This window comes from Shewanella sp. GXUN23E (assembly GCF_050865035.1).
In the GTDB taxonomy this organism is placed as follows: Bacteria; Pseudomonadota; Gammaproteobacteria; order Enterobacterales; family Shewanellaceae; genus Shewanella.
Map to the genome: position 1 here is coordinate 95,876 of NZ_JBOZWP010000013.1, position 21,639 is coordinate 117,514.

General features: G+C 52.6%; 13 protein-coding genes. 5 read left to right on the forward strand and 8 right to left on the reverse strand.

Annotated elements, in window-relative coordinates:
* Window positions 1–26: 26 nt before the first annotated feature.
* Window positions 27–2,573, reverse strand: coding sequence for a VolA/Pla-1 family phospholipase (locus ACRRUX_RS12765; RefSeq protein WP_432530869.1), 2,547 nt, complete (start codon window positions 2,571–2,573; stop codon window positions 27–29).
* Window positions 2,574–2,821: 248 nt separating this feature from the next.
* Between ACRRUX_RS12765 and ACRRUX_RS12770 the strand changes: the two genes are divergently transcribed.
* The 3 genes from ACRRUX_RS12770 to ACRRUX_RS12780 all read left to right on the forward strand — a co-directional run bounded on the left by ACRRUX_RS12770 (window position 2,822) and on the right by ACRRUX_RS12780 (window position 4,857).
* Window positions 2,822–3,559: a YciK family oxidoreductase gene (locus tag ACRRUX_RS12770; protein ID WP_432530871.1), complete on the forward strand. Its 738-nt coding sequence runs from the start codon at window positions 2,822–2,824 to the stop codon at window positions 3,557–3,559.
* Between the two features lie 306 nt (window positions 3,560–3,865).
* Window positions 3,866–4,303 (forward strand): DUF3010 family protein, encoded by a 438-nt coding sequence (locus ACRRUX_RS12775; RefSeq protein ID WP_432530873.1) that lies wholly within the window; start codon window positions 3,866–3,868, stop codon window positions 4,301–4,303.
* Window positions 4,304–4,359: 56 nt separating this feature from the next.
* On the forward strand, window positions 4,360–4,857 hold the full coding sequence (locus ACRRUX_RS12780) for a M48 metallopeptidase family protein (RefSeq protein WP_432530875.1): 498 nt from the start codon (window positions 4,360–4,362) through the stop codon (window positions 4,855–4,857).
* A 1,244-nt stretch (window positions 4,858–6,101) separates the two neighbouring features.
* Here the strand turns inward: ACRRUX_RS12780 and ACRRUX_RS12785 are convergent.
* The 4 genes from ACRRUX_RS12785 to ACRRUX_RS12800 form a co-directional block, all read right to left on the reverse strand.
* Window positions 6,102–7,343 (reverse strand): peptidoglycan DD-metalloendopeptidase family protein, encoded by a 1,242-nt coding sequence (locus ACRRUX_RS12785; protein ID WP_432530877.1) that lies wholly within the window; start codon window positions 7,341–7,343, stop codon window positions 6,102–6,104.
* Between the two features lie 161 nt (window positions 7,344–7,504).
* Window positions 7,505–11,305: an AAA family ATPase gene (locus ACRRUX_RS12790; RefSeq protein ID WP_432530879.1), complete on the reverse strand. Its 3,801-nt coding sequence runs from the start codon at window positions 11,303–11,305 to the stop codon at window positions 7,505–7,507.
* The gene (sbcD, locus tag ACRRUX_RS12795) at window positions 11,302–12,648 is read right to left on the reverse strand and encodes an exonuclease subunit SbcD (protein ID WP_432530881.1); all 1,347 of its coding nucleotides are present in this window, start codon (window positions 12,646–12,648) and stop codon (window positions 11,302–11,304) included. The genes ACRRUX_RS12790 and sbcD overlap by 4 nt, the downstream gene beginning before the upstream one ends.
* Before the next feature lie 108 nt (window positions 12,649–12,756).
* Window positions 12,757–13,521, reverse strand: a complete 765-nt coding sequence (locus tag ACRRUX_RS12800) for a TSUP family transporter (RefSeq protein WP_432530883.1) — start codon at window positions 13,519–13,521, stop codon at window positions 12,757–12,759.
* Between the two features lie 123 nt (window positions 13,522–13,644).
* On the opposite strand from ACRRUX_RS12800, the gene gcvA reads away from it, so the two are divergent.
* On the forward strand, window positions 13,645–14,586 hold the full coding sequence (gene gcvA / locus ACRRUX_RS12805; RefSeq protein ID WP_432530885.1) for a transcriptional regulator GcvA: 942 nt from the start codon (window positions 13,645–13,647) through the stop codon (window positions 14,584–14,586).
* On the opposite strand, the gene ACRRUX_RS12810 is transcribed toward gcvA, so the two are convergent.
* The gene (locus ACRRUX_RS12810) at window positions 14,528–16,495 is read right to left on the reverse strand and encodes an NERD domain-containing protein (protein ID WP_432530887.1); all 1,968 of its coding nucleotides are present in this window, start codon (window positions 16,493–16,495) and stop codon (window positions 14,528–14,530) included. The two genes, gcvA and ACRRUX_RS12810, sit on opposite strands and share 59 nt — an antisense overlap.
* Before the next feature lie 254 nt (window positions 16,496–16,749).
* Window positions 16,750–17,700, reverse strand: coding sequence for a hypothetical protein (locus tag ACRRUX_RS12815; RefSeq protein ID WP_432530889.1), 951 nt, complete (start codon window positions 17,698–17,700; stop codon window positions 16,750–16,752).
* A 550-nt stretch (window positions 17,701–18,250) separates the two neighbouring features.
* Here ACRRUX_RS12815 and ACRRUX_RS12820 point away from each other — a divergent pair.
* The gene (locus ACRRUX_RS12820) at window positions 18,251–20,164 is read left to right on the forward strand and encodes a hypothetical protein (RefSeq protein ID WP_432530891.1); all 1,914 of its coding nucleotides are present in this window, start codon (window positions 18,251–18,253) and stop codon (window positions 20,162–20,164) included.
* A gap of 543 nt (window positions 20,165–20,707) precedes the next feature.
* Here the strand turns inward: ACRRUX_RS12820 and ACRRUX_RS12825 are convergent.
* Window positions 20,708–21,639 (reverse strand): hypothetical protein (locus ACRRUX_RS12825; protein ID WP_432530893.1); only part of this gene is annotated, 932 nt, incomplete at its 5' end.

Genomic DNA, 21,639 nt, shown 5'->3' on the forward strand with positions numbered 1-21,639 from the left:
GCCGGGCTTTGTCATCATCCAAAGGCTTAGTTTCCGCAAGCCTTCAACACATCGGCATTATCAACCGCTATGGTCGGTTCACCCAGGCCGGCAGTTCTGGCAAACCCACTGACCTGATACTGCATCTCGGCGGTCGCTGCCATCGCCATGCCATCAGTAACGCCGGGGACTTCACTGGGGTCAATCACAGAGCTGTGATGACCTTTGGTAAAGCGCACCGCACCTGAGCCCTGAGTCGTGGTGTCCACGCAATCCAGTCCAATAGCGCGGATCAGTGGCTCAGTACCGGAAATCGGGAAGCCTGCCACCGCATTGGGCAACACCTGATCCGGCAGATTACCCTCACCATCGCCGACCACTTCAATCAAATGCACAGGAGTCCCTGTCGCGGCCAGCATGGCACCATGATTTACCGGATCAGCACCGTCCACCGCGGTTTGTACCGCCAGCGCAAAGGATGGAATAAAGCCTGCGTATACCGCCTGCACCAGTGCCGCATATTCAGGCGTATTCGGCTGATAGCCTTCCTTGTTGGCGGCATCCACCAGCGCCTGGAACTCAGGAGTCGCAACGATGGTATCAAACAGTACCGGACCAAAAGTCGCACTGCCGGCAAAAGAGCCAGCCAGACCACCGCTTGGTGCCACCAGAGAAGCGGCGTTGATAGCGTAAGGATTTGGGGTAATGGCTTCGCCGTCAGCAGGATTAACCAGGCCTGAATTGGCATAGGTGGCAAAATTAGTCCCTACAATGCCCCCCAGACTCAGCCCCTGCATACTGATCTTACCGATATCAAATACCTGAGGTTGCTGCATAGCCGCCAACTGCTGGGCAAGACCGGTCAATACCAGACGTACACCCAGATGGTCGGCAACGGCCTGCCGGAAGTTGTCACGCACCGTCAGAGTTGAACCAATATTCACAAATACCAGCGGGCTGCCGTTTTTGAAAGCATCAGGCTGACCAATCACCTGACCGAATTTCGGATCTGAGGCCGACACCTCGTAGATGCCATCTTTGTTGGCATCAAATCCACGACTGCCGTGCAGTGGCATATCGATGGCAATCACCGCAATCCCCTGAGCCGCATAAGCACCGGTATAAGCCAGCGCCATCTCTTTGCCGCCACCCAGACCATGCATCGCCATCACTGCTGGCCAGCCCTGAACAGGCGGTACAAACGGCAGGTTTTGTGCCTGCAGGAATCCCGCCAGCTTCTGTGCATTGGGAATGGCAATCATCACATTGACGGTTTCATACCCTTTAATTTCGGGAATAGGGTTGAATTTGGTCAGATGTTTGGTGGCGTCCACTGCAACAGAGTCACCATTTTCATCGAGCTCATCGAGTACAAAGTGCTTACCGGCCAATAAACTTGGGTTAGCCAGAGCCTCCTGAGGATTGACTCCCTGCGCCACAGCCTGCTCAATAAAGTTGGCCTGACTCAGCGTACCGGCCTGCAACGCCAGCAATACGCTCACGGGACTGTCACCTTCTGCCAGCCAACGGCCATCAATCAGCGCAACCGGCTTACCATCGACAATCACCAGATTGCCATCGCCATCACGCTGGAAACATTCAGCACTGCTGCAATCACTGTATACCGGCAGTTTGATTTGCGCGGCGTACATATCAGCAATATCCGCCATCATATAAGGCACAGTGCCGGGTACCAGCTGTGGCAACAATTGTGCTGCGGTTTTGCCAATCGGAGTGGGTGGCGTCACCAGCGCAGGCTTGTATGGATTTCCGGCAGCGGGATTGGCCATCAGCAGCTTCAGGGTTTCATAAACATCAGAGATCGCCTGAGTGGTGAACAAACCTGAGTAAATCACTGACTGCGGGTCAACACCATGGGCTGCGGCGATGCCCTTTTCATAGCTGTTGATGACTCCCTGCAAAAACAGTTGTTCCGGGGTTTCCAGCGGCAGAGTATTGATGTCGTTTTCCAGCGAACGATAGGTTGGTGAAGCGGTAAAACTGCGGCCTTCCGAATCTTTCAAAACCGTGGTCAGGGCATAAATATAAGATTGATTTTGTTTGAGCGGTTTCAGCGGCACCACCACCACCGAGTCACCGGCAGCCTGAGTCACAAAATCCACCCCGAATTGCAGCTCTGCGCCCACTTTACAGGCAGAGACCGACAACGCGTCCTTACATTCACTGTCACCGGAAAGCGCACCACCCACGGTGGCTTCGAATACCCGCACCGCACCCGGCAGTGCTGCAGAAGCCGCATCCACTGTCAGCTGCGTACCATCCTGCGCCTTGGCAGGAGCCAGTGCAATTGAGATAGGCGATGTGGTTGACCAGCCATCGAGTGCGCCCAGCGCCAGCTGTGGATTGGTGTAATCTCCGGAAGCCTCACCCGGCATATTCAGGGTGCCATCCAAAGTACCATTGAAGAGTAAGTCGTTCGGGACAGGCACTTTACCTTTGGCAGGATCGAATACCATTTGCGACTCGGGGATCAGCGGCGTGGTTTCTGCTTTGATGTCGTTGTAAGTATCTCCGCCACATCCTGTGAGCCCCAGTGCAGATGCGATTGCTACACCCAGAAAGAGTCTTTTCATCGTTTTACCCCAAGTCTTGTTGTAATAATTTTGTTTTCCCCGAGAAATTGGTCACAATAGGCAGCCAATTCGATCTACAGAGCTGTTTTTCAGCCCCAAGCTAACGACAAAGTTAACGTAAAAATATAGAGTTAGCCACATTTTTGTTACACTCAACCCTGTGATCAGTCATTTGTTTAAAACATGTGTTAAGCCCCTCAGGAGAGCGCCATTTCGGGCGTAATCCCGATTAAAAGGAAGTCGTATCTATGTCTGAATATCAAGTCGCTGCAGACGCATTGAAGGGAAAAACCATCCTGGTAACAGGTGCCGGGGATGGCATTGGCAAAGCGGCGGCCATGACCTACGCAGCCCATGGCGCTACGGTGATTCTGCTGGGCAGAACAGTCAAAAAACTGGAAGCCGTGTACGATGCCATTGTGGAAGCAGGATATCCGCAACCTGCCATCGTACCGCTGGATATGAAAGGTGCCACCGAGCAGAACTATCAGGACATGGCGGAGACCATCGCTGAGCAATTCGGGCACCTTGATGGCCTGCTGCACAATGCCAGTCTGCTGGGTGTATTGGGCCCCTTTGAGCACACCGACTTTGGCAGCTTCAATGATGTTATGCAGGTGAACGTCACCGCACAGGCGATGATGACCAAGGCACTGCTGCCGGTACTGCGAAAAGCGCCCACAGCTTCCATCATCTTCACGTCATCCGGCGTGGGACGCAAAGGTCGCGCCTACTGGAATGCCTATGCCATCTCCAAGTTCGCCACCGAAGGTATGATGCAGGTGCTGGCCGATGAATGTGACGGCTCCGGTGTCCGGGTAAACAGCATCAATCCGGGCGCAACCCGCACAGGCATGCGTGCCAATGCCTATCCGGCAGAAAATCCACAGGATTTGAAGACGCCTCAGGAGATCATGCCCGTCTATCTGTACCTGATGAGTGATGCCTCTGCCAACGAAAACGGCGGTCAGTTCAGCGCCCAGTAAAAGAACACAAAGACACCTGCATGCAAGACAGGTGTGCTGCCCCAAAAAATCCGCCCCTGTGGCGGATTTTTTTCATCAACGCCGAAGGCTGCCCCGCCCAAACACCGCATGTCCAATCGCCCTTCATCTTGGTGTAATCAATGTATAATCCGGCTTCCTGACAGCGTGCAAACTGCAAGCCCGGTAAGGTCTGCCCATCAGGGGATAAACTTTCCCGCTCTGCGCATGATTTCACTGTGCTTCGGATTGGTATAAACCAAGATTCCCGTTACAATAGCGGCCTTGAAATTGAGAGACAGGTGTTACATGCGAATTTGCGGTGTTGAATTAAAAGGCTCAGAAGCTGTTATTTGTTTGCTGAGTCAGGAAAGCGATACCTTTAATATCCCGGATTGCCGTAAGCAATCTTTCCAGGTATCCCATGCCGAAACCACTGAATCCATGGTGGATTTTCACTTCGCGTTCAAAAAACTGCTGGAAGACTACCGGATTGATGAAGTTGCCCTGATTGCCCGTGAGCAAAAAGGCAAATTTGCCGGCAGCGCAGCAAGCTTCAAGCTGGAAGCCGCCATTCAATTGTGCGATCTGCCGGTGACGCTGATCGCCCCGCATGATGTGAAGGCACTGCTGAAGCGCAATCCACCTCAGGTGGATTTCGTCGGTCTGGAACTGAAAAAATTCCAGCAGCCAGCTTTTGAAGTCGCTTATGCCCTGCAAATGAAAAAGATTTTCGGCAAAGACTGATCTTCAACGTCCGCCGGTGCAGCTGTGCCGGCGGCGATGCCCCTTCAGGTTTTACCATGCAATATCTCGCAGGCTATGCCCCAGACATTCAGGATAAAGTCGCCGCTTTGCTCAAATCGGGTCGGCTGGAACCCTGGCTGAAGCAACGCTATCCTCAATCCCACAGTGAACTGAACCGGGATAACACCCTGTATCAATACGCCATGGGGTTGAAACAACGTTATCTGAAAAAGTCGCCGCCATTAGCCAAAGTGGTATTTGATGACAAGATCAGTCTTAAACATCAGGCACTTGGTTTGCACACTTATGCCAGTCGAGTTCAGGGCAATAAGGTTAAAACCAGGAATGAAATTCGCATTGCCTCCAAACTCAAACAGTTGCCGGATCCGCTCATCCGCATGGTGTTGGTGCACGAACTGGCTCACCTGAAAGAAAAAGATCACAACAAAGCCTTCTATCAACTGTGTCAGCACATGGAGCCGGATTACTTCCAGCTGGAATTTGACCTGAGACTCTATCTCACTCTGCTGGAACATCAGCAGCAAGGCGAGTAAAACCGGTTTTAGCTCCCCCACCCTTCCGGCTCAATGATTGGCTTGACCCGCTTATCACTAACGGCGCCAGCATCAGTCCAGCCACCAGTGCTTTGCGTTAGCCTGCGTCGTTTTTGACCGGTTTATTCGTGACGCCCTGATCTGATGCCTTTGCATTATTGCCTGACGTTTATCGTCCGGCTTTGGTGTCCGGGTTCACCAGATCATCACAGATACCCAACGTGACGATTTGGCAATAGAGACACTTTACACTCAGCTGGGCGGTTCGTTTTGCTGCAAAATTTCTCACTGATTACTGTTTTCCAGCAGTTTGCCACTTCCGCGCCAGGGTGGCCTGACACCAATCAGCACTGAAGCTTGCTCTCATCAGAGGGCAAGTTGAAAAGGCACATATACTGCGCTGCTAATGATGTTGGAAATCAACAGGGATTTATCCCGATGGACCTTCAACTTGCCACAAGCCACATGGATGTAGCGAATATCGGTATTGCTCAACGCTATAGAGAAAGGAGATAGCGCAACGCAGGAGCGGTTGCCCAGGAGCCAATATCGGCCTAGTCTCGGTGCCTTTTCATTCCCGCGAAGTGGCGAAACGCCTGCGCGGATTGGCATGACAAGACACATCGTCTGGCATCACAGGCAACAAAAACATTCAGCCCATAAATCATTTGACTGATAATAATTTTCATTTAGAATTTAGCCAGTTTTGATTGTCCCATCGGGCAGATTTTCAGAGCAAAGGTTAAGGCGGAGTATGATGGCCAGACAACAAACGGTAGCTGAAGTAAAATCAGTCTGTAAGGCTCTGAAAAAGGCCTGTAAAAAACAGGCAAAGAGGTGGTACAGGCAGCAATTACAGCGGTCAGGACACTCCTCAAAATCCGTAAAGCAGTCCCTCAGGCGCACCCGTAAACAGCTGGCAACCTCATTACAGATGTCAGTGCAAAGTACACTGTCATCCTATAACCTTCCGACAAAAAAAAGGCAGCTCAGACGCCGACTCAAAACGCTCATCGGTCAATATGCCGCCAACGACAGACAGTTTTTGGCTCAGGTGACACAACTTCGGCCAATGTCAGCCGCTCCGGCTGCCCACTTTGCCATGCGCCCCTACAAAAGTAAGCCATGCGGCGGCTGCCCTGCGCTCAAGGGCAAACTGTGCAAATGTGCTCTCAAGGCAGAAGCGGCGAAACTGAGACAACAAAAAGCCGGCTAAACGCCGGCTTTTTCATGTGAGCTGGTCATTACACCAGTCCCATTTGCATTTTATAGCTGTAAACCTTCGCCAGGAAAGTATCCAGCTCGTCTTTGGCCAGACTCTGCGCCATGGGGATTTTTGCTGTCATGGCATTCACCGGCCGACCATTGATCATAAATTCATAGTGCAGATGCGGCCCGGTGGTTCTGCCGGTATTTCCCGACAGCGCGATCAGCTGACCACGGCTGACCTTCTGCCCCTGTCTGACCAGCGGTTTGGACAGGTGCAGATAACGGGTGCTGTACTTGCCGCCGTGGTCTATCACTATGTATTTACCCGCAAACCTGTGATCAGTGACCAGTTTCACTACTCCATCGCCAGGGGCCAGCACCCTGGTACCGGAAGGCACCGCGAAATCAGTGCCATTATGGGGTGCGGTTTTACCGGTAACAGGATGTTTGCGTCTGGGATCGAAGCTGGAACTGATCCGGAATTTTTTCTCCAGCGGATACCGTTGAAACGCCCGAGCCAGACTGTGGCCCTGCTCATCATAAAACTGGCCGTCATCCGCCATAAATGCATTGATTTGGCGGTTACCACTGCCGATTTGCACCGCCAGCACCCGGGTATCGCCGGTCGCTTCTGCATCCACAAATTGATCGCTCAGCAGCACATTGAAGGTGTCACCGGCCCGTAAGTCTTTGGTGAAATTCAACTTGTCTTTAAGCAGTTCTTCCACTCGCTGGATCTCTGCCGCCGTCAGCCCTTTGCGCTGGGCAGACAGATAAAACGACCCCTGGATATCGCCGCTGATCTCCCGGTTGCGCCAGTAACCGTCATGGATGATCTCACGATGGCGATAACTGCCATCACTTTCGAGGATAAATTCCACCTGACGGGCGGGATTAAAATACAGCTCAAGACGAGTCAGAGCATTTTGCTCATCCAGATAAAACTGCAAACGGTTGCCCGGCTGCAACGTGTCAAGCGCCAGAATATTTAAGTCAGCTTCCAATACCCGGTACATGGTTTGCTGATCGACCCCGGCGCGCTCAAACAGACTGCTTAAAGTATCGCCTTTGGCAACAATAAACTCAGCATCTGGTTTGCCCGCGATCGCCGCCAGCAAACTGCTGCTGTCAGACGGCAACGCCTCGACGTTTATAGGAACGGGCACGGTTTTGGGCAAAGGTTTCTGACCAATGGGCCACAGCAGCGCCGCGCCGACCAGCAGACCGGACGTCAGCAATACCGTTTTATGAACCTGAGGCAAACGGTTCAGTGACAAAAACCATCTTGGTTGTTTACGCTTTTGCAAATTGCTTCTCACCACTCATCAAAGGGCTTATCAACTCCCCGCCAAAAACGGGCAACAGCCCGTTTTATAGCAAAATTTTCTGATTCGACAAAAGCATTCCTGCTAAGTTCCGCGTTCTCCAGCGCCGAATGTCACAAATCTGCAACCATACCATCGCCTGCAAGAGCATTGAATTTGAACCTTTCGTCCAGCTGGCTGTAACCCAGCCCCGCCATTTTGCGCACTTTAATCTGTACCGGGATCCGCTCTTTCATGGCTTCCACATGGCTGATGACGCCAATCATCTTGCCCGACGCATTAAGGTTGTCCAGCGCATCCAGCGCCATATCCAGGGTTTCGGCATCCAGCGTGCCAAAGCCTTCATCCAGAAACAGCGAATCGATACTGGTTTTGTGACTCACCAGATCCGACAGCGCCAGTGCCAGCGCCAGACTGACCAGAAAACTCTCGCCACCGGAGAGGGTTCTGGTATCCCGGGCAGTGTCGCCCTGCCAGGTATCCAGCACCTCAAGCTCCAGCACCCCGGCGGATTTACGCCGCAGCTCATAACGGCTGTGCAGCCTTGTCAGCTGACGATTGGCCAGCGCCACCAGATGATCCAATGTCAGTCCCTGAGCGAATACCCGAAACTTCTTGCCATCGCGTGAACCAATCAGGCCGCTTAACGCATCCCAATCCTGATAGGCCTCCTGTGCAGCCTCGATCTGAGCGAACAGTTGCTGCTGCCCCTGCCGGCGTCTGGCATCCTCTGCCAACAGGCCACTCATTTCACCCAGCCGCATGCGCAGGGCATCGCGCGCAGTGTTGGCGACCTCAAGCCTGTCTGAAAGCAAAGCAAGATACTCTGAAGCCGGACGTGACTCAGTGTCCACCAGTTCTTTGGCCTCGCCCCAGATCTGGTGTTGCGTCAGCTGCTTGGCATGAAGTTTCTGCTCCAGTTTTGCCTGAACAATGGCTTTCTCCAGCCGGTTTTTCAGCTCAATAAGGGCCGTCAGGGCCGCTTCATCAAGCAGCGCTTGCAGGAAGGCCGCTTCATGCTCAAAAGGACTGGCCGCCAGTTTTGCCTGCCAGTTTTCATCCAGCGCAGCCAGCTCTGCCTGCAATTTGGCAGTGGATGCCAGCAGGTTGGCCTGCTGACCTTGCAGCCCCGCCAGGGCCTTTGCCAGATCTTCTGTCTGAGCCCGGGCGGTATCCAGTCTTTCTTTGACTTGCTCCAGAGCTTGCCCGCAGGTCGCCAGCAAATCATCAGTTGAGGTATCACCGGCGAGCGCGCGGCGTGTTTGCCGGTTGCTGGCAAGCTGTTCAACCAACGCCTGCTGTCTGGTATGCAGCGCGTCACTGGCCGCGGTCAGCTCCTGATGCTGACGCTTAAGCACAGGCAGCGACTCCTGCAGCGCCGCCAATGCCCTGTCATTGTGCTGATACTGGGCAGTCAGCTGCTTCCAGCGTGTCTGCGCGTCTTTAAGCTCCGCCAGCCAGGCTTCCGCCACAACGCCTGCATCATGAATTAATTCCGGCTCCGGCAAAACCAGACCCACCGCTTCAAGCTCCCTGTCAAGCGTCGTATTGAGCGCATCCAGACTGCTTGTCAGCGCCAGCTTTTGACTCTCAAGTTCCGCCAGGCTTTGCTGCCAGTGCAGCTGCTCGGCGGCAAGTTGGCTGAGTTGATGGGCAGCATCCTGCGCCAACCTTTGCAGCTCGTGATATTGCTGCTGAGCCTGTTGCCATTGCTGCTGCGACAGACGATAGGCGTCCCTGCGTGCCAGCAACGGCGCAAGCCTGATATCCAGCTGCTCCAGAGCCTGCTGCAGGCAAGCAGCGTCAGCGATTGTCAGCGCTTCTATCTGCACGCCCAGTATGTCCATCGCGGCTGCAGGGATCTGCGGCATAAAATGTGCAAATTCCTGCTGCGCGGCATCCAGCGCCGCCGATATCTCATTCAATCGGTTCTGAGTGGCCGTATCCTGGGTGCCTCGCTGCTCGATCAGGGTTTTGAGGATCATTCCCCGGGCCTTGATCTCCTCCAGCGCTGTTGTCAGTTCATCGTGACGACGGCGGGTTTCGCTGACATCCAGAGGCTTGTATTGGGTAACCAGAGGGTGCTCGACCGAGCCGCACAAAGGACAGGGTTCATTGGCCACCAGCGCATCACGCAGCGCCGTCAGATCGGCAATTTGCTGCTCCTGCTGCAGCATTTTTTGCACATCCTGCGCCGCCTGCTGCTTATCGGTATAAGCCTGCCTGAGCTGCTGCCGCTCTGATTGCCACTGCACCACCTCATCGGCCGAAGCCTGCAGTTGTTGCTGCAACCTATGGCGTTCGGTCATCAATTGCTGATACTGATTGACCGGGTTTTGCATCTTAAGCAGCAGCGGCTGGCAGCTTTGCAAGGCGCCGATGGCCTGATTAAGGCCAGTCTCATCCTGCTGCCCCAATGCCAATTGCATGGCTTCAGCCAGCCTGGTCACCTCGACCTGGCACGCAGTCAGCTGACTCTGATGCTGGATTGCCTGCTGCTCAAGTTGCCTGTGCCTTGCGGCAAAACCTGACTGGGTCTGATGCCGCTCGGCCTGTAACTGGCTCAGGCGATGAATGTCGGCAATCAGCGTCGAGCGCTGCCGCAACTGCTGCTCCCAGCCACTTAGCGCACTGTCTATTGCCTGAGCGTGCTGATAGCCAACCAGCGCTGTTTCCAGCGCCCGTTGGCTGGCCTCAAGCTCAGCCTGTTGCTGCTGTTTGCTGCTCAGTTGCTCGCTCAGCCTGTGCAGCTCATCATCCTGGTGGACCTGCTGTTGTTTCAGCTCAGCCAATCGTTCGGTCAATACCGCATGCTGATTATCCAGTGGCTGCAGCTGCTCATCCACCAGTTTACGGGTTTCGGACATCGCGGCTTGCGCCGTCGCGACCTCAGACTGGCACAGTGAAAGCTGCGCCTGTTGGTCACTCAGCTCAGCCTGGGTTTGCCGCTTTCGCTCAGCCAGCTGAGCCAGCTGACTGGTGTCATCCTGCAGTCGCTGTCTGAGCTGCGACAGTGACTGATACAAGGGCCTGAGCTTATCGGCAGGCAGCGCCCTATTAAGCTGTGCCAGCTGAGGCTCGTGGGCGGTCAGCTGCGCCTGCGCACTTTGCACAGCCATCTGCAGCGCATTGCTGCGCTCCTGCAGGGCAATCCACTGGCTTTGCCACTGATGCGCCTCGGCTGCCGCCTGTACATCGGCATCCTGCTTTTTCAGCTGCAGCTCAATCTCACCCTGCTGCTCCCTGAGCAGGGCCAACTCCTCATCGGTTTTCAGCTCCACCCCTTCGGCTTTGGCTTTCAGAGTGTCCAAGGCTTGTTTGCTCTGGCTGAAACATTCATACACCTGCTGGGAAATCTGCCCGTAGATCTCAGTGCCGGTGAGCTCTTCCAGCAAGTCTGCGCGATCGCCTGCATCGGCATTGAGAAATGCCGCAAACTGCCCCTGAGAGAGCATCATGGATTTGGTGAAACGGGCGAAATTCAGCCCTGTGATGCTGTCTATCTGTTCATTTTTGGCCTTCACCTGACTGGCGAGGATCTCATCACCATCTGCGCTGAGCCGGGCCAGTTCCACCTGCGCATCCTGCAGATTGCCGTCAAGCTTGCCCCGACTGCGACGCTGGCTCCAAAAGGCGCGATAGGCCACACCTTTGACCTCAAACTCGACCTCGGCCAGCGATTCGGCCGTGCCCCGGGTCATCAGTTCATTGCTGGTTTTGGATATACCGCCCAGACGTGGCGTGTGGTGATACAGCGCCAGACAGATGGCATCCAGAATGGTGGTTTTACCTGCGCCGGTGGGGCCGGTAATGGCAAACAGGCCGTTATCCAGAAACGGCGGTTTGGTGAAATCAATCTTCCACTCACCTTTGAGGGAGTTGATGTTCTTGAATCGCAGACTGAGGATTTTCATGACGCGGCCTCCTCATCTGTAACAACATTTGCGTCAGCTGACTGCACCTGCGCAGCGACAGTCCGATACAGCTGTTTCAGCCGCTCAACCCGTGCCTGCTCAGCCTCAGTATCAAAATGCTCGAGCGTCAGACGCCGCTCAAACACCTCTTCAATGCTCAGTTCACTCAGGGTTTCCTGCTCGGCTTGCGTCATACCGGTGGTTTGCTGACGCTGACGTTTAAGCTGCAGCACCTCAAATGGCCGCTCGCCCACCAGCGCCTCTACCCGGGATTGCAGATCCGACAAATATTCCTGGCTTTGTACTTCCACCGCCAGCCACAGCGTTTTACCAATACTGTTTCGGTCCGCAGCATGAATACTGTCAGTATCATTGGCAGTTTCAGCAACAGCCCCCGGCAGACTCAGTTCATCCAGTTGCCTGGCGATGCCTTCCAGATCGCCTTTAATCTGTGCCATCGGCTGGAACATGGGCACCTTCAATTCCTGCACCGCAGTGAGTCCATGGGCGTCAAACTCGGCCATCAATACCTGCTTGGCTTTGCCAAGTTCATCAAAGCTCAGACATAAAGGCGAGCCGCTGTAGCGGATATGCTCAGTGCCTGCGACCTTCTGTGGCCGGTGAATATGACCAAGGGCAATGTAATCCGCCGGCGGAAAGCCGCTGGCATTGAAGGCGTCCAAAGTACCTATGTAGATATCGCGCACCGATTCACTGCTGCTGGCGCCGACTGTGGTCAGATGACCGGTCAGAATAACCGGCAAGGCCTCCCCGGCCTCTTTCTGTGTCTGGCTCTTGGCATTTGCCAGAGCCCTGGCATCGGCATGAGCCTTGGCATAGACAGCGTCATAATGAGCCTTGATCGCCTCCCCCAGCCGCAACTGCTTTTGCGCGCCATCTTCACCGGCCTGACTGGTGATCAGATCCCGTGGCCGCAAAAAAGGGACAGCACCGAGCACGCCCACCGCCTGCCCTTGCCTGTCATGGAGGGTGAATACCTGAGCGGCAACATCCGACTGTGCATTGGGCACCACCACAGTCCCCAGACACGCCAGCAGCTCGCTGGATTCGCTCAGCATGGCCACGGAATCATGGTTGCCGCCCAGTACAAACAGCTGACAGCCACTGCCCTGCATCTGCACCACAAACTGGTTGTAGAGCGTTCGGGCATAACTCGGTGGTGTGCTGGTATCAAAAATATCGCCGGCAACGATCAGAGCATCTATCTGGAATTGCTCGATTTGCGCCAATAACCAGGCCAGAAAGGCGCGGTGTTCGGCCTGGCGGCTTTTGCCGTAAAACGACTGGCCAAGGTGCCAGTCGGAGGTGTGCAGAATGCGCATGGGTCAGGTTTTCCATCACAAAAGCCTGCCGCGCGGCAGGCCGGAAAAATTGCCCCTAGTATGAAGTGAAATCCTGCGAAAACAAAATCTTGAAATCAGCGACGCAGATCAGGCGAATTGTTGATACAGAAGTTTGGCGCTCATCAGCAGTGACATGGTCACCACCAGCGGCTTGATGATTTTACTGCCCTTGGTCACCACCATGCGCGAACCCGCCGTGGCCCCCAGCGCCTGCCCAAGCAACATCAGTAATCCCAGAGTCCAGATCACCTTGCCACCCAGTGCAAAAAACAACAAAGAGGAGATATTGGTAGAGAAATTCAATAACTTGGCGTGGGCGGTCGCTTTAGCCAAACCAAAGCCAGCAAGCATCACAAACGCCAGCGCAAAAAAGCTGCCGGTGCCCGGCCCAAAAAAGCCGTCATACAGGCCAATCCCCAGCGCCGCAGTAAAGGAAAACGCAGTGGGGGTCAGCACTCTGTGCCTGTCATCATCGGTCACCTTGGGGGAAAACAGGAAATACGCGGCAATACCCAGGATCAGGAATGGCAGCAGCACCTCCAGCACACTGGCATCAATCTGCTGCACCGCAATGGTACCGAGCGCCGCCCCGGCAAAAGCACAGGCCAGCGGCAACTTGAGATCGGTAAGCTTCACCATGCCCTTGCGGACAAAATAAAGACTGGCGAAAAAGCTGCCGCCACAGGCCTGCAGCTTATTGGTAGCCAGTGCTGTGGCCGGTGGCAAACCGGCCCACATCAGCGCAGGGATCGTCAGCAGGCCACCACCACCGGCTATGGCATCAATAAATCCGGCCACCGCTGCGGTGGCAAACAGCAGCGCAGCGATTTGCAGAGTCAGTTCAAATTCCATGGGTACTTTAGAAAAACTTGTTATTGGATAGTAGTGGTGAGTATTAAACTGGCTTTTAACCTTGATGACAAAGGAGTATTTTTCGTTAAACTGTGAGAAAACCTCACACCAAAGATTTCTGCCTTGTCCACATTACCTCCCCTGAATGCAGTAGTGGCCTTTGAGGCTGCTGCCCGCCATCTGAGTATCAGCCTGGCGGCCAGTGAGCTGTTTGTGACCCATGGCGCTATCAGCAAACAGATCCGGGCGCTGGAAGCCTTTCTCGGTTGCGAGCTGTTTATCCGCGAGCACCGAAAAATCACCCTGACCGCCGCCGGTCATCGTTATCTGCCCCATGTGCAATCGGCACTGCAGACTCTGGCAAATGCCACCAGCGAACTGAAACAGCAACAGGCGGGCAGCGGTACACTGAAAATCAACGTACTGCCCAGCCTCAGTATTCAATGGCTTATCCCCAGATTGGAGGAATTCAGAAATCAGTACCCCAGGCTGTTTGTGGATTTGTCCATTGGGGATTTTGAACTGGATTTCCAGCGCCAGGACTATGACATTGCCATTCGTTCGGGCAAAAAGCCCCCGGCCAATTGCCACTACATTAAGCTGATGGATGAGGAGATGTGCCTGGTCGCCGCACCGGCGCTGGCAGCCAGACTCAATACACTGGATGATCTGAACCAGATGACCCTGCTCAAACATACCAGCCGCCCCAGCAACTGGCGCGAATGGGCGCACCAGGCTGGCGTCACCCTGACCACAGAGGAAAAATTCGGGGTTGAGCACTTTTACATGCTGGCACAGGCGGTGGCCAGCGGCATGGGCGTCGCATTGATCCCGCGCTTCTTCATAGAGCCGCAACTGGCTGATGGTACTCTGGTGATCCCCTTCGATATCTCCTATCGCAGCGATTACTGTTACTACCTGCTGACGCCAGCCAGACACAAGGACAAAGAAGGCAAAATTCAGGCCTTTACCCAATGGTTACTGGCGCTGTTTGCCCCCTACCGGATTACCGATGAGACGGCAGACCAAACTGCTGCAGATAACACTGTCCCGGCTCTGCCATAAACTCATGCCGCAATACCCGCTCACAGGCCGCGTACAGATCCTGCCCAAGCCAACCTGGCTCAAAGGCAGACAGCGCCTTGAGCATGGCCTGCGGATCTTTGTTACCGGTCAAACTGGCCGGGGTGAAGGCATCAACAAAACTGGCCACCAGACCATACAGATCCTGTCCTTCCGGGCTCTCTTCAGCCCAAATCAACGGATCGGCATACTGGCTGGCATAGTGACTGGCGGCAATATCCAGTCCAACGCCAAAATTCATCAGATAAGCCCGCCCCCGGCTGATGATGATGTTCTTCGGACAGATAGCGCCGTGGTGAATATCCAGTTGGTGCAGGTACTGCAGCGCACTGAGCAGCTCACCAAACCAGCGTCTGGCATCACCCGGCTCAAAACCGGCCAGCTCATCGAGTGAACAGCCATCTTCCCAGGCCCGCACGATAAACAACGTCTGACTTTGAGGCAACTGGCCAAACGCCAGCACCCGCTCGATATTGGGATGATAGATACGGGAAAGCGAACGGTACAGGGAGCTCAGTGAGGCCCACGCTCCATCCCACTGCTCATAAAGACTGATGGCAACCGGATAGCGCCCCTGAATATGTGTCCCCTGCCACAGCTGACTTTGCGCGCTGGCGGTAATAAAGCGCTCCAGTCGATAGTGATGTTCCAGCACGGCGCCAGGCGCGATGGTGACCGACTCGGGCAAGGTGTCACAAACGCCAAGATCAATCAGCGCACTGAGATCGCAGCGCAGCGCGTCCAAATCAGTGGTTGCCCCTTTCACCGCCTGGCGATACCACTGGTAAATCCTCGGCTGATTGGTCAGCTCAGCCAGCGCGGCAAAGCGCCGGGCATAGGCCTGGGTATCATCAGCGGGGCTGAGATTGTCGGTGATATCGATATACTCCACATCACCACTATCAGAGATAAATACGCAGTTTTCGGCCCAGCCGCCGACACAGAATCCCCGCCGGTGAATTTGCTGCAGACCGGTCACCGAGCGGCGCAGGATCTCCAGCAACTGATAGGTGGTTTTACGCTCAGCCTCGAACACATTCATGGGCACGCCTCTGGGCATGCGAATGGGCAGGATCACCTGCTCACCATCCTGAATAAGTGGTGCACAGGCCGGTACGCAGGTACAGCCCGACAACGCCTGCAACCGTTTGAACTCGTCTCTGAGCTGCTGCTCATGACGCTGGGCAACAATATCATCGTCAAACTGCACCGGCAGCAGAATTTTCAACAGCCAGGGAGCGGTCCAGCCGCCGGGACTGTATTCCGCTTGCCAGATCTCCAGACCCGCATGCAAAAACAAACACCTGAGTTTGATAAAGTCCTGAATACGATTATTACGGCTTTCCATCACCGCCACCTGACCTATGGTGTCCAGCACCATTTCCCGCTGCTCAGCGGTCACAGGATGTGGTCTGGGCGCCGTCAGCCCCCATTCACTGGTCAGTGCGGCGACAATCTGCCTGGGTGTGTAGATACTCAGCGCGCCGTCATCTTTTTCCAGCTCAATTTCTTCGCCTTTGCGACCGGTCACAAACACCATGCCCTGACACCAGGGGGCATACACCCCCACAGGAATGCGATGTTTGAGTTTGCCCGCCAGTACCCGTGCCACGTAGTTGGCTTTGGACAGGCTGTTATCGACTCCCCGCCCATCCAGTGACCAGGCGTGCAATCCGGCATTCAGCCGCCCGATATAGCCTTTGACATCGACCACATACACGCCCCACTCGCCGACAACCAGCGCATCCACTTCCATGGCCTGACCGCTCTTGGTGGGGATCTCAACATTGGTCAGCAGCAGATAATGTTTTGGCAACTCCTCACTGAGCAAGCCAAACGCCCAGCGCTCGGCATCATTCACCGGGGTACCAAAACTGATGTGCTTCGCCATTCACTTAACTCCCTGTAATGTTTGGCGTAGTTTATGGCAGTCGGAAACAGGAACAAAGCGCTTTGTGGTGATGTCAGCCGGCATCGCAAACGCCCGCGTACTTATGGCCATGTTATCAGCCAAGCAACTGCTTTTTGCCTGAAAACACTGCATACGCTCAATCAGCTCTCAGGCAAACCAGCGAGGCGCACACAACCACAGCATTGAAACAGCAAAAGCCGGCATAGCGCCGGCTTCATGGCATATAAAGATATTCAGTAGGATGTCAAATAAGGTTCAATCCAGTAACTGCCCCAACCAATCCGGTTACCTTTGCGGTTATACCAGTTGCTGTCACCGGCAGCCCAGGCGGTGTCTTCACCGATAAAGAAATTGTAGGCCGGCACCGCGACCACGGTAATCTGCTGGGCAACCGAGCCAGACTCGTTGCGGCACAGCAGCACCAGTCCTTCAAAATTGTCAGCCTGATAGTCGCCACCATTGGCAATGGCAAGCGCTACTATGGCCAGTGCATTCGCCTCATTCCAGTTGATACCGCCGGCAGAGCCGACAGGGTTGGTATCATCAGTCAGCTTCCAGATTGCCCCCTGAATATCCTGCCAGGAGTACTGGGGATAAAGACTCCAGTCCTGATTCAGAATCCAGGACACATAACCCAGATTCTGCTCCTGATCGACGATACCCAAATCCGGATCGTTTAATGACCGCAGTTCACAGTTGGTATAAGTGGTTCCCGGACGGATAGTTCGGCCCAGATCCATACACCACGCGTTATAAGGCCCCACGCCATTGATGGTTGCGTTAAAATATGAATCATCACCAGGGAAGCTGACCGAATAAGACACTGTCCCGCCAATGGGATAGCTGGACTGCTTACTTTCTGCATGATAAGCAACAAACTGATCAACCGACTCAACCTCTACCATATAGTTATCGCTCAGCGCGCAGCCCAGCTCATGGCTATAGGGGAATTGTCCCGGTGCCGATGATGGCGGTTGACTGTCACCCACATACAGATGAGAACGCGCCAGACACCAGCCAACTTCGGTGACCTGAACACTGACCACCAACTGCGAGCCCTGAAAGTAGGTGTCTACCTCGCCAATCTGTTGGTGTTGCCCGGCAAACAATGGACGGGTCGAGGCTTCGGCCCCGCCAGCCAGTAAGCTGGCAAACAGCATCATCAATCCAATAACTGACTTCATTTTATTACCCCGTTTTTATATCCGAGAATAATGACCAACCTGAAGAAGCAATTTAGATGCCGTTATTAACTGATTGATTTTTCATATTACCCGATAAATACCGTCTTATTTTTAAGACATATTTATTATCTGCGGCTCTGAATTTTGGCTAACAATTTGAATTGACTGACGATAAATACGTCTCAAAAATAAGACCGCTTGCCATCACCACCATTCCCGCAAAGATTTAATCAGCAAGCAGCGGCTTACCTGTTGCCAACGACTATCCCCCTGATAAGCCTTTAATTCAGCATGTCCATTGCGCCGGTCAAATACCGGAAATCAGACACCATAAAATATGCCTTACGCTTGGTATGTTCTGATTAACCAGCACTAAGCCCGTGTATTTTTTGAAAGTTATTCATCATTGTTTAACAGGCGCTGCAGACCCGACAAACATACAACCCGCAACAACTATTTACATCATCAAAACATTTGTGGTAGACATATTTATCGTATAAATATTATTTGCAGTAACCCAGTAAAAACAGAAGACTAAAATGAGGATAATATGAGGAAAACAACACTCATGCTGGCTTTGCTGGCAACCCCCTTAATGGCTCAGGCGCAGGGGTGTATCACTCCCAATCGCTGCTCCTCCGACACAGGCACCGCTTGCACCATTGCGCTTTCCGACTGGGGAGTCTCTCCGGGCAACACCGACAACAGCAGCTGTATGCAAAACGCGGTCGACTTTGGCATTGCTCAATCAGCCTCTAAAGCCGTGAATTTACAGTTTGGTACCGGTACTTATCAATTTGAATCACCGGTAACGGCCAGTGTAAAAAGCAAACACTCCGACACCAATTACAACTTCAATAGTTCCCGCATCGCTATTGCCGGAAAGACATCGGCCAATCCGCTGACCATTCAGGGCAACGGCATTGATTCAACCATAGTTGAATTTGTGGGCTTCAATCAGGATATTGGAGGCACTCCCACCGGCCTGAATGGTCTCAGTGTTTACAGTAGTAATAATGTAGATATCAAAGACTTGTCTTTTACCTACGACAAATATCCTTTTTCCCAGGGAGTATTGGTTTCATCATCCATCAGCTCAAAATCGGACGATACAGTCACCATTACTCTGGATTCAGGCTATGACGCACCGCAACAGTTTATCAACGAAGACAAAGACAAGAGCTATATTGTGACGTTCAACGGAGATCAAACCTATGAAAAAGTACCATCGGATCTGAAATTTACCGCCGCACGTCATTTAAACGGCAGCGACTATGAACTCTCCGGACTGGATCAAATCACCCGGGATTATCTTTATGATTATCATCGAGTCAACCCTAACCTGAAGGTTGCCCTGTCCCCCAAAATTGGCGGAGAAACCCTGTATTTCTTTAACAGCTCCAATATCAAGGCAAAAAATATCAATATCTCCAACGCACCGGCCGTGGCTGTACGCGGACAAAATGGCGGCAGCAATATTACTCTGGACAACGTCAATTATAAACGCCGGAAAATCGAAGGCTCCGCTGATCCGTTAATGGCCGGTACAGCCGGTGGCTACATTTTCCAGTCCATTCGCGGCGGGTTAACCATCAAAAACTGCGAGATTGACCACAACGCCGATGACACTCTGGGATTATTCGCCCGGGGAACGGATCTGCTCAGGGTATCGGGAAATACGGTTGATGTTGATGAAAAAAAAGCCCAGTTCCTGAGCGTGTCTGACATAGTGGATATCTATGATGCGGGTGACTCAAGCAAAAAAGACAAGAATTTACAAATCAATGCCATTGAGCATCTGAACGATGGCAATATCCGCCTCACCCTGAGTAAAAACATCATCAACTCAGTCGTTGGCGACTATATTGGCAGCCGCAGCGCAACCATTGGGGTGTCGGGTAATCCGTTCCTTGTTGAAAATAACACCCTGGCAAATAACAAAGGTCGTGCTATTCGCAGCAATGCATCCTTCGGAGAAATCAAAAATAATACGGTGAGCCGTAACGGCAATGGTGGAATATGGTTGGGTGGTGATGCTGAACACAACTCACAGTGCAACGAGTCGGTTTCCGTCACCAACAATATTGCTAAGCAGCAACTCCATGGACCGGCTATTCTGGTTTATAACGCCATCAAAAATAATGACAGCACCTTAAAATGCAACAAAGCGCTGACAATCACAGGCAATACAATCGAAGAGCAAGCCCGGACAACTCCCGCTATTTTCATCGACAACACCAGTAATTCAACCATACAAAACAATAACTTTATCTCAGAGTTTGGCTCCGACAGTGTTATCAAAGATGTGCTGTATGACAGATTGCGCACGTCAGGTATATCTTCACAGCAGCGAAATCAAACTGTGGTGCTGTCCAACTACGCCAAGGGGCTGACCGTGTCGGGAAACACCAGTGGCAATGGCAAGCCCAATGAATATTTGAAAACCACCAACACTCAGGATTAAATGCCGGCAATTATGTTCAGGTGTAGTGGTTCAGGGCTGCTCATTGCAGCCCTTGTTGTCATCATGTCGGTATAGACCGGGGGGGGGCCAATATAAAAGACCTGCTGAAATAACATTATTCGAGTGCACAGATACTCCCACAAATTATCACCACCAATGGATAGGTATACTTAAATATCTATAATTGGCTGTCAGTGTATTCTGACGCTAAAAAATTAACATCAACAGAGTTGTTGATTAGGGAAAGTGCGAACAAGTTCTCACGGCATTTTGGCTTGGAGCAGAAGCCAGTTCTGAGTATTCAGATAAAGGAAAGCTGATTGCCTTTCAAAGCTGAATACCAAAGAAATGTCGATGACTTGAAATCCCTTTCGGCGAGGCTGACAGCTGTCGCAGAGCACGCATGGGACTTATTCGAACCCTCCCTTAAGATTGACAATAAAACCCCCCCCTCAGGTGGTCTTTTTGTTGATACAACAAGCATACATGCGATCACATTCCAGCGCTGTACGAATTCAAATATAAACTCGCGTGAATTTTCGGTTATTGCTTCAGCTTATCTCGCTTACTTTGCATTTTGTCGCTGCCAAGGTAAGACGTTTTCGCGACATTATTATCATTGGCATATTTGACGTCGTACTGGTTGAATTTCTTCAGCTGAGGTAACTCAATCATCTTTAAAATACTGTCACCGCAATTTTGAATCGCCCAATATAATACCTGATGTGTAAGCGTACCATTATCATCCACGAATGCACCTGTTTGAAAATAGACAGGCGCCTTGGGCTCATAATTCTCTAGATATTTACCACAGACGTAATAAATGGGATGGAAGGGATCAGTAAAGGCATTATGTTCCATATCCCAACGCTCCAAACTGTTTTCTCCTATGATACAGTTACCATGAGCACGGCAGGTATCCACCATTTCCTGCATGATAGTTTTACTGATGGGCCATTCTGTATCTGACGGTTGACTGGTTACCTTAACAAATTTCCGAAAGTGCGGTCTTGCAACTGCGACTTTTGTCCTGTCCCATTTACTGGCGACTGTATCAATTTGCCACTGTTGACAACCTTTATCTTTTTGCCAGGTCAGCCCATCATCGATGAGTCGATTAATATTCTGCCACTCATTGGGAGAACGATTCATATCAGCATTTTTTATCATACACCCAGATATGGCGACCTCCTTAATTACCCCAACGCTGTCATATTTAGTAGCCAGAGCATGGTGTAACTGAGCATATCTGGTTCTGTATTCCTGAGTCCAATAATGTGGATAAGAACCGTCAAAGTCACTGTCTTCAAAATCCAGCGTCGTTGAACCGACATCGTCTTTTACCCATTGCGGCGTATAGATACCGGCAAATACCCTTAATTTAATACCCAACTTGTTTGTATGACTACGATTCCAGTTTTTCACTTCAGCAATTGCACTATCAATTACCCCGGTTTCAAGTTGAAGGTTAGCGG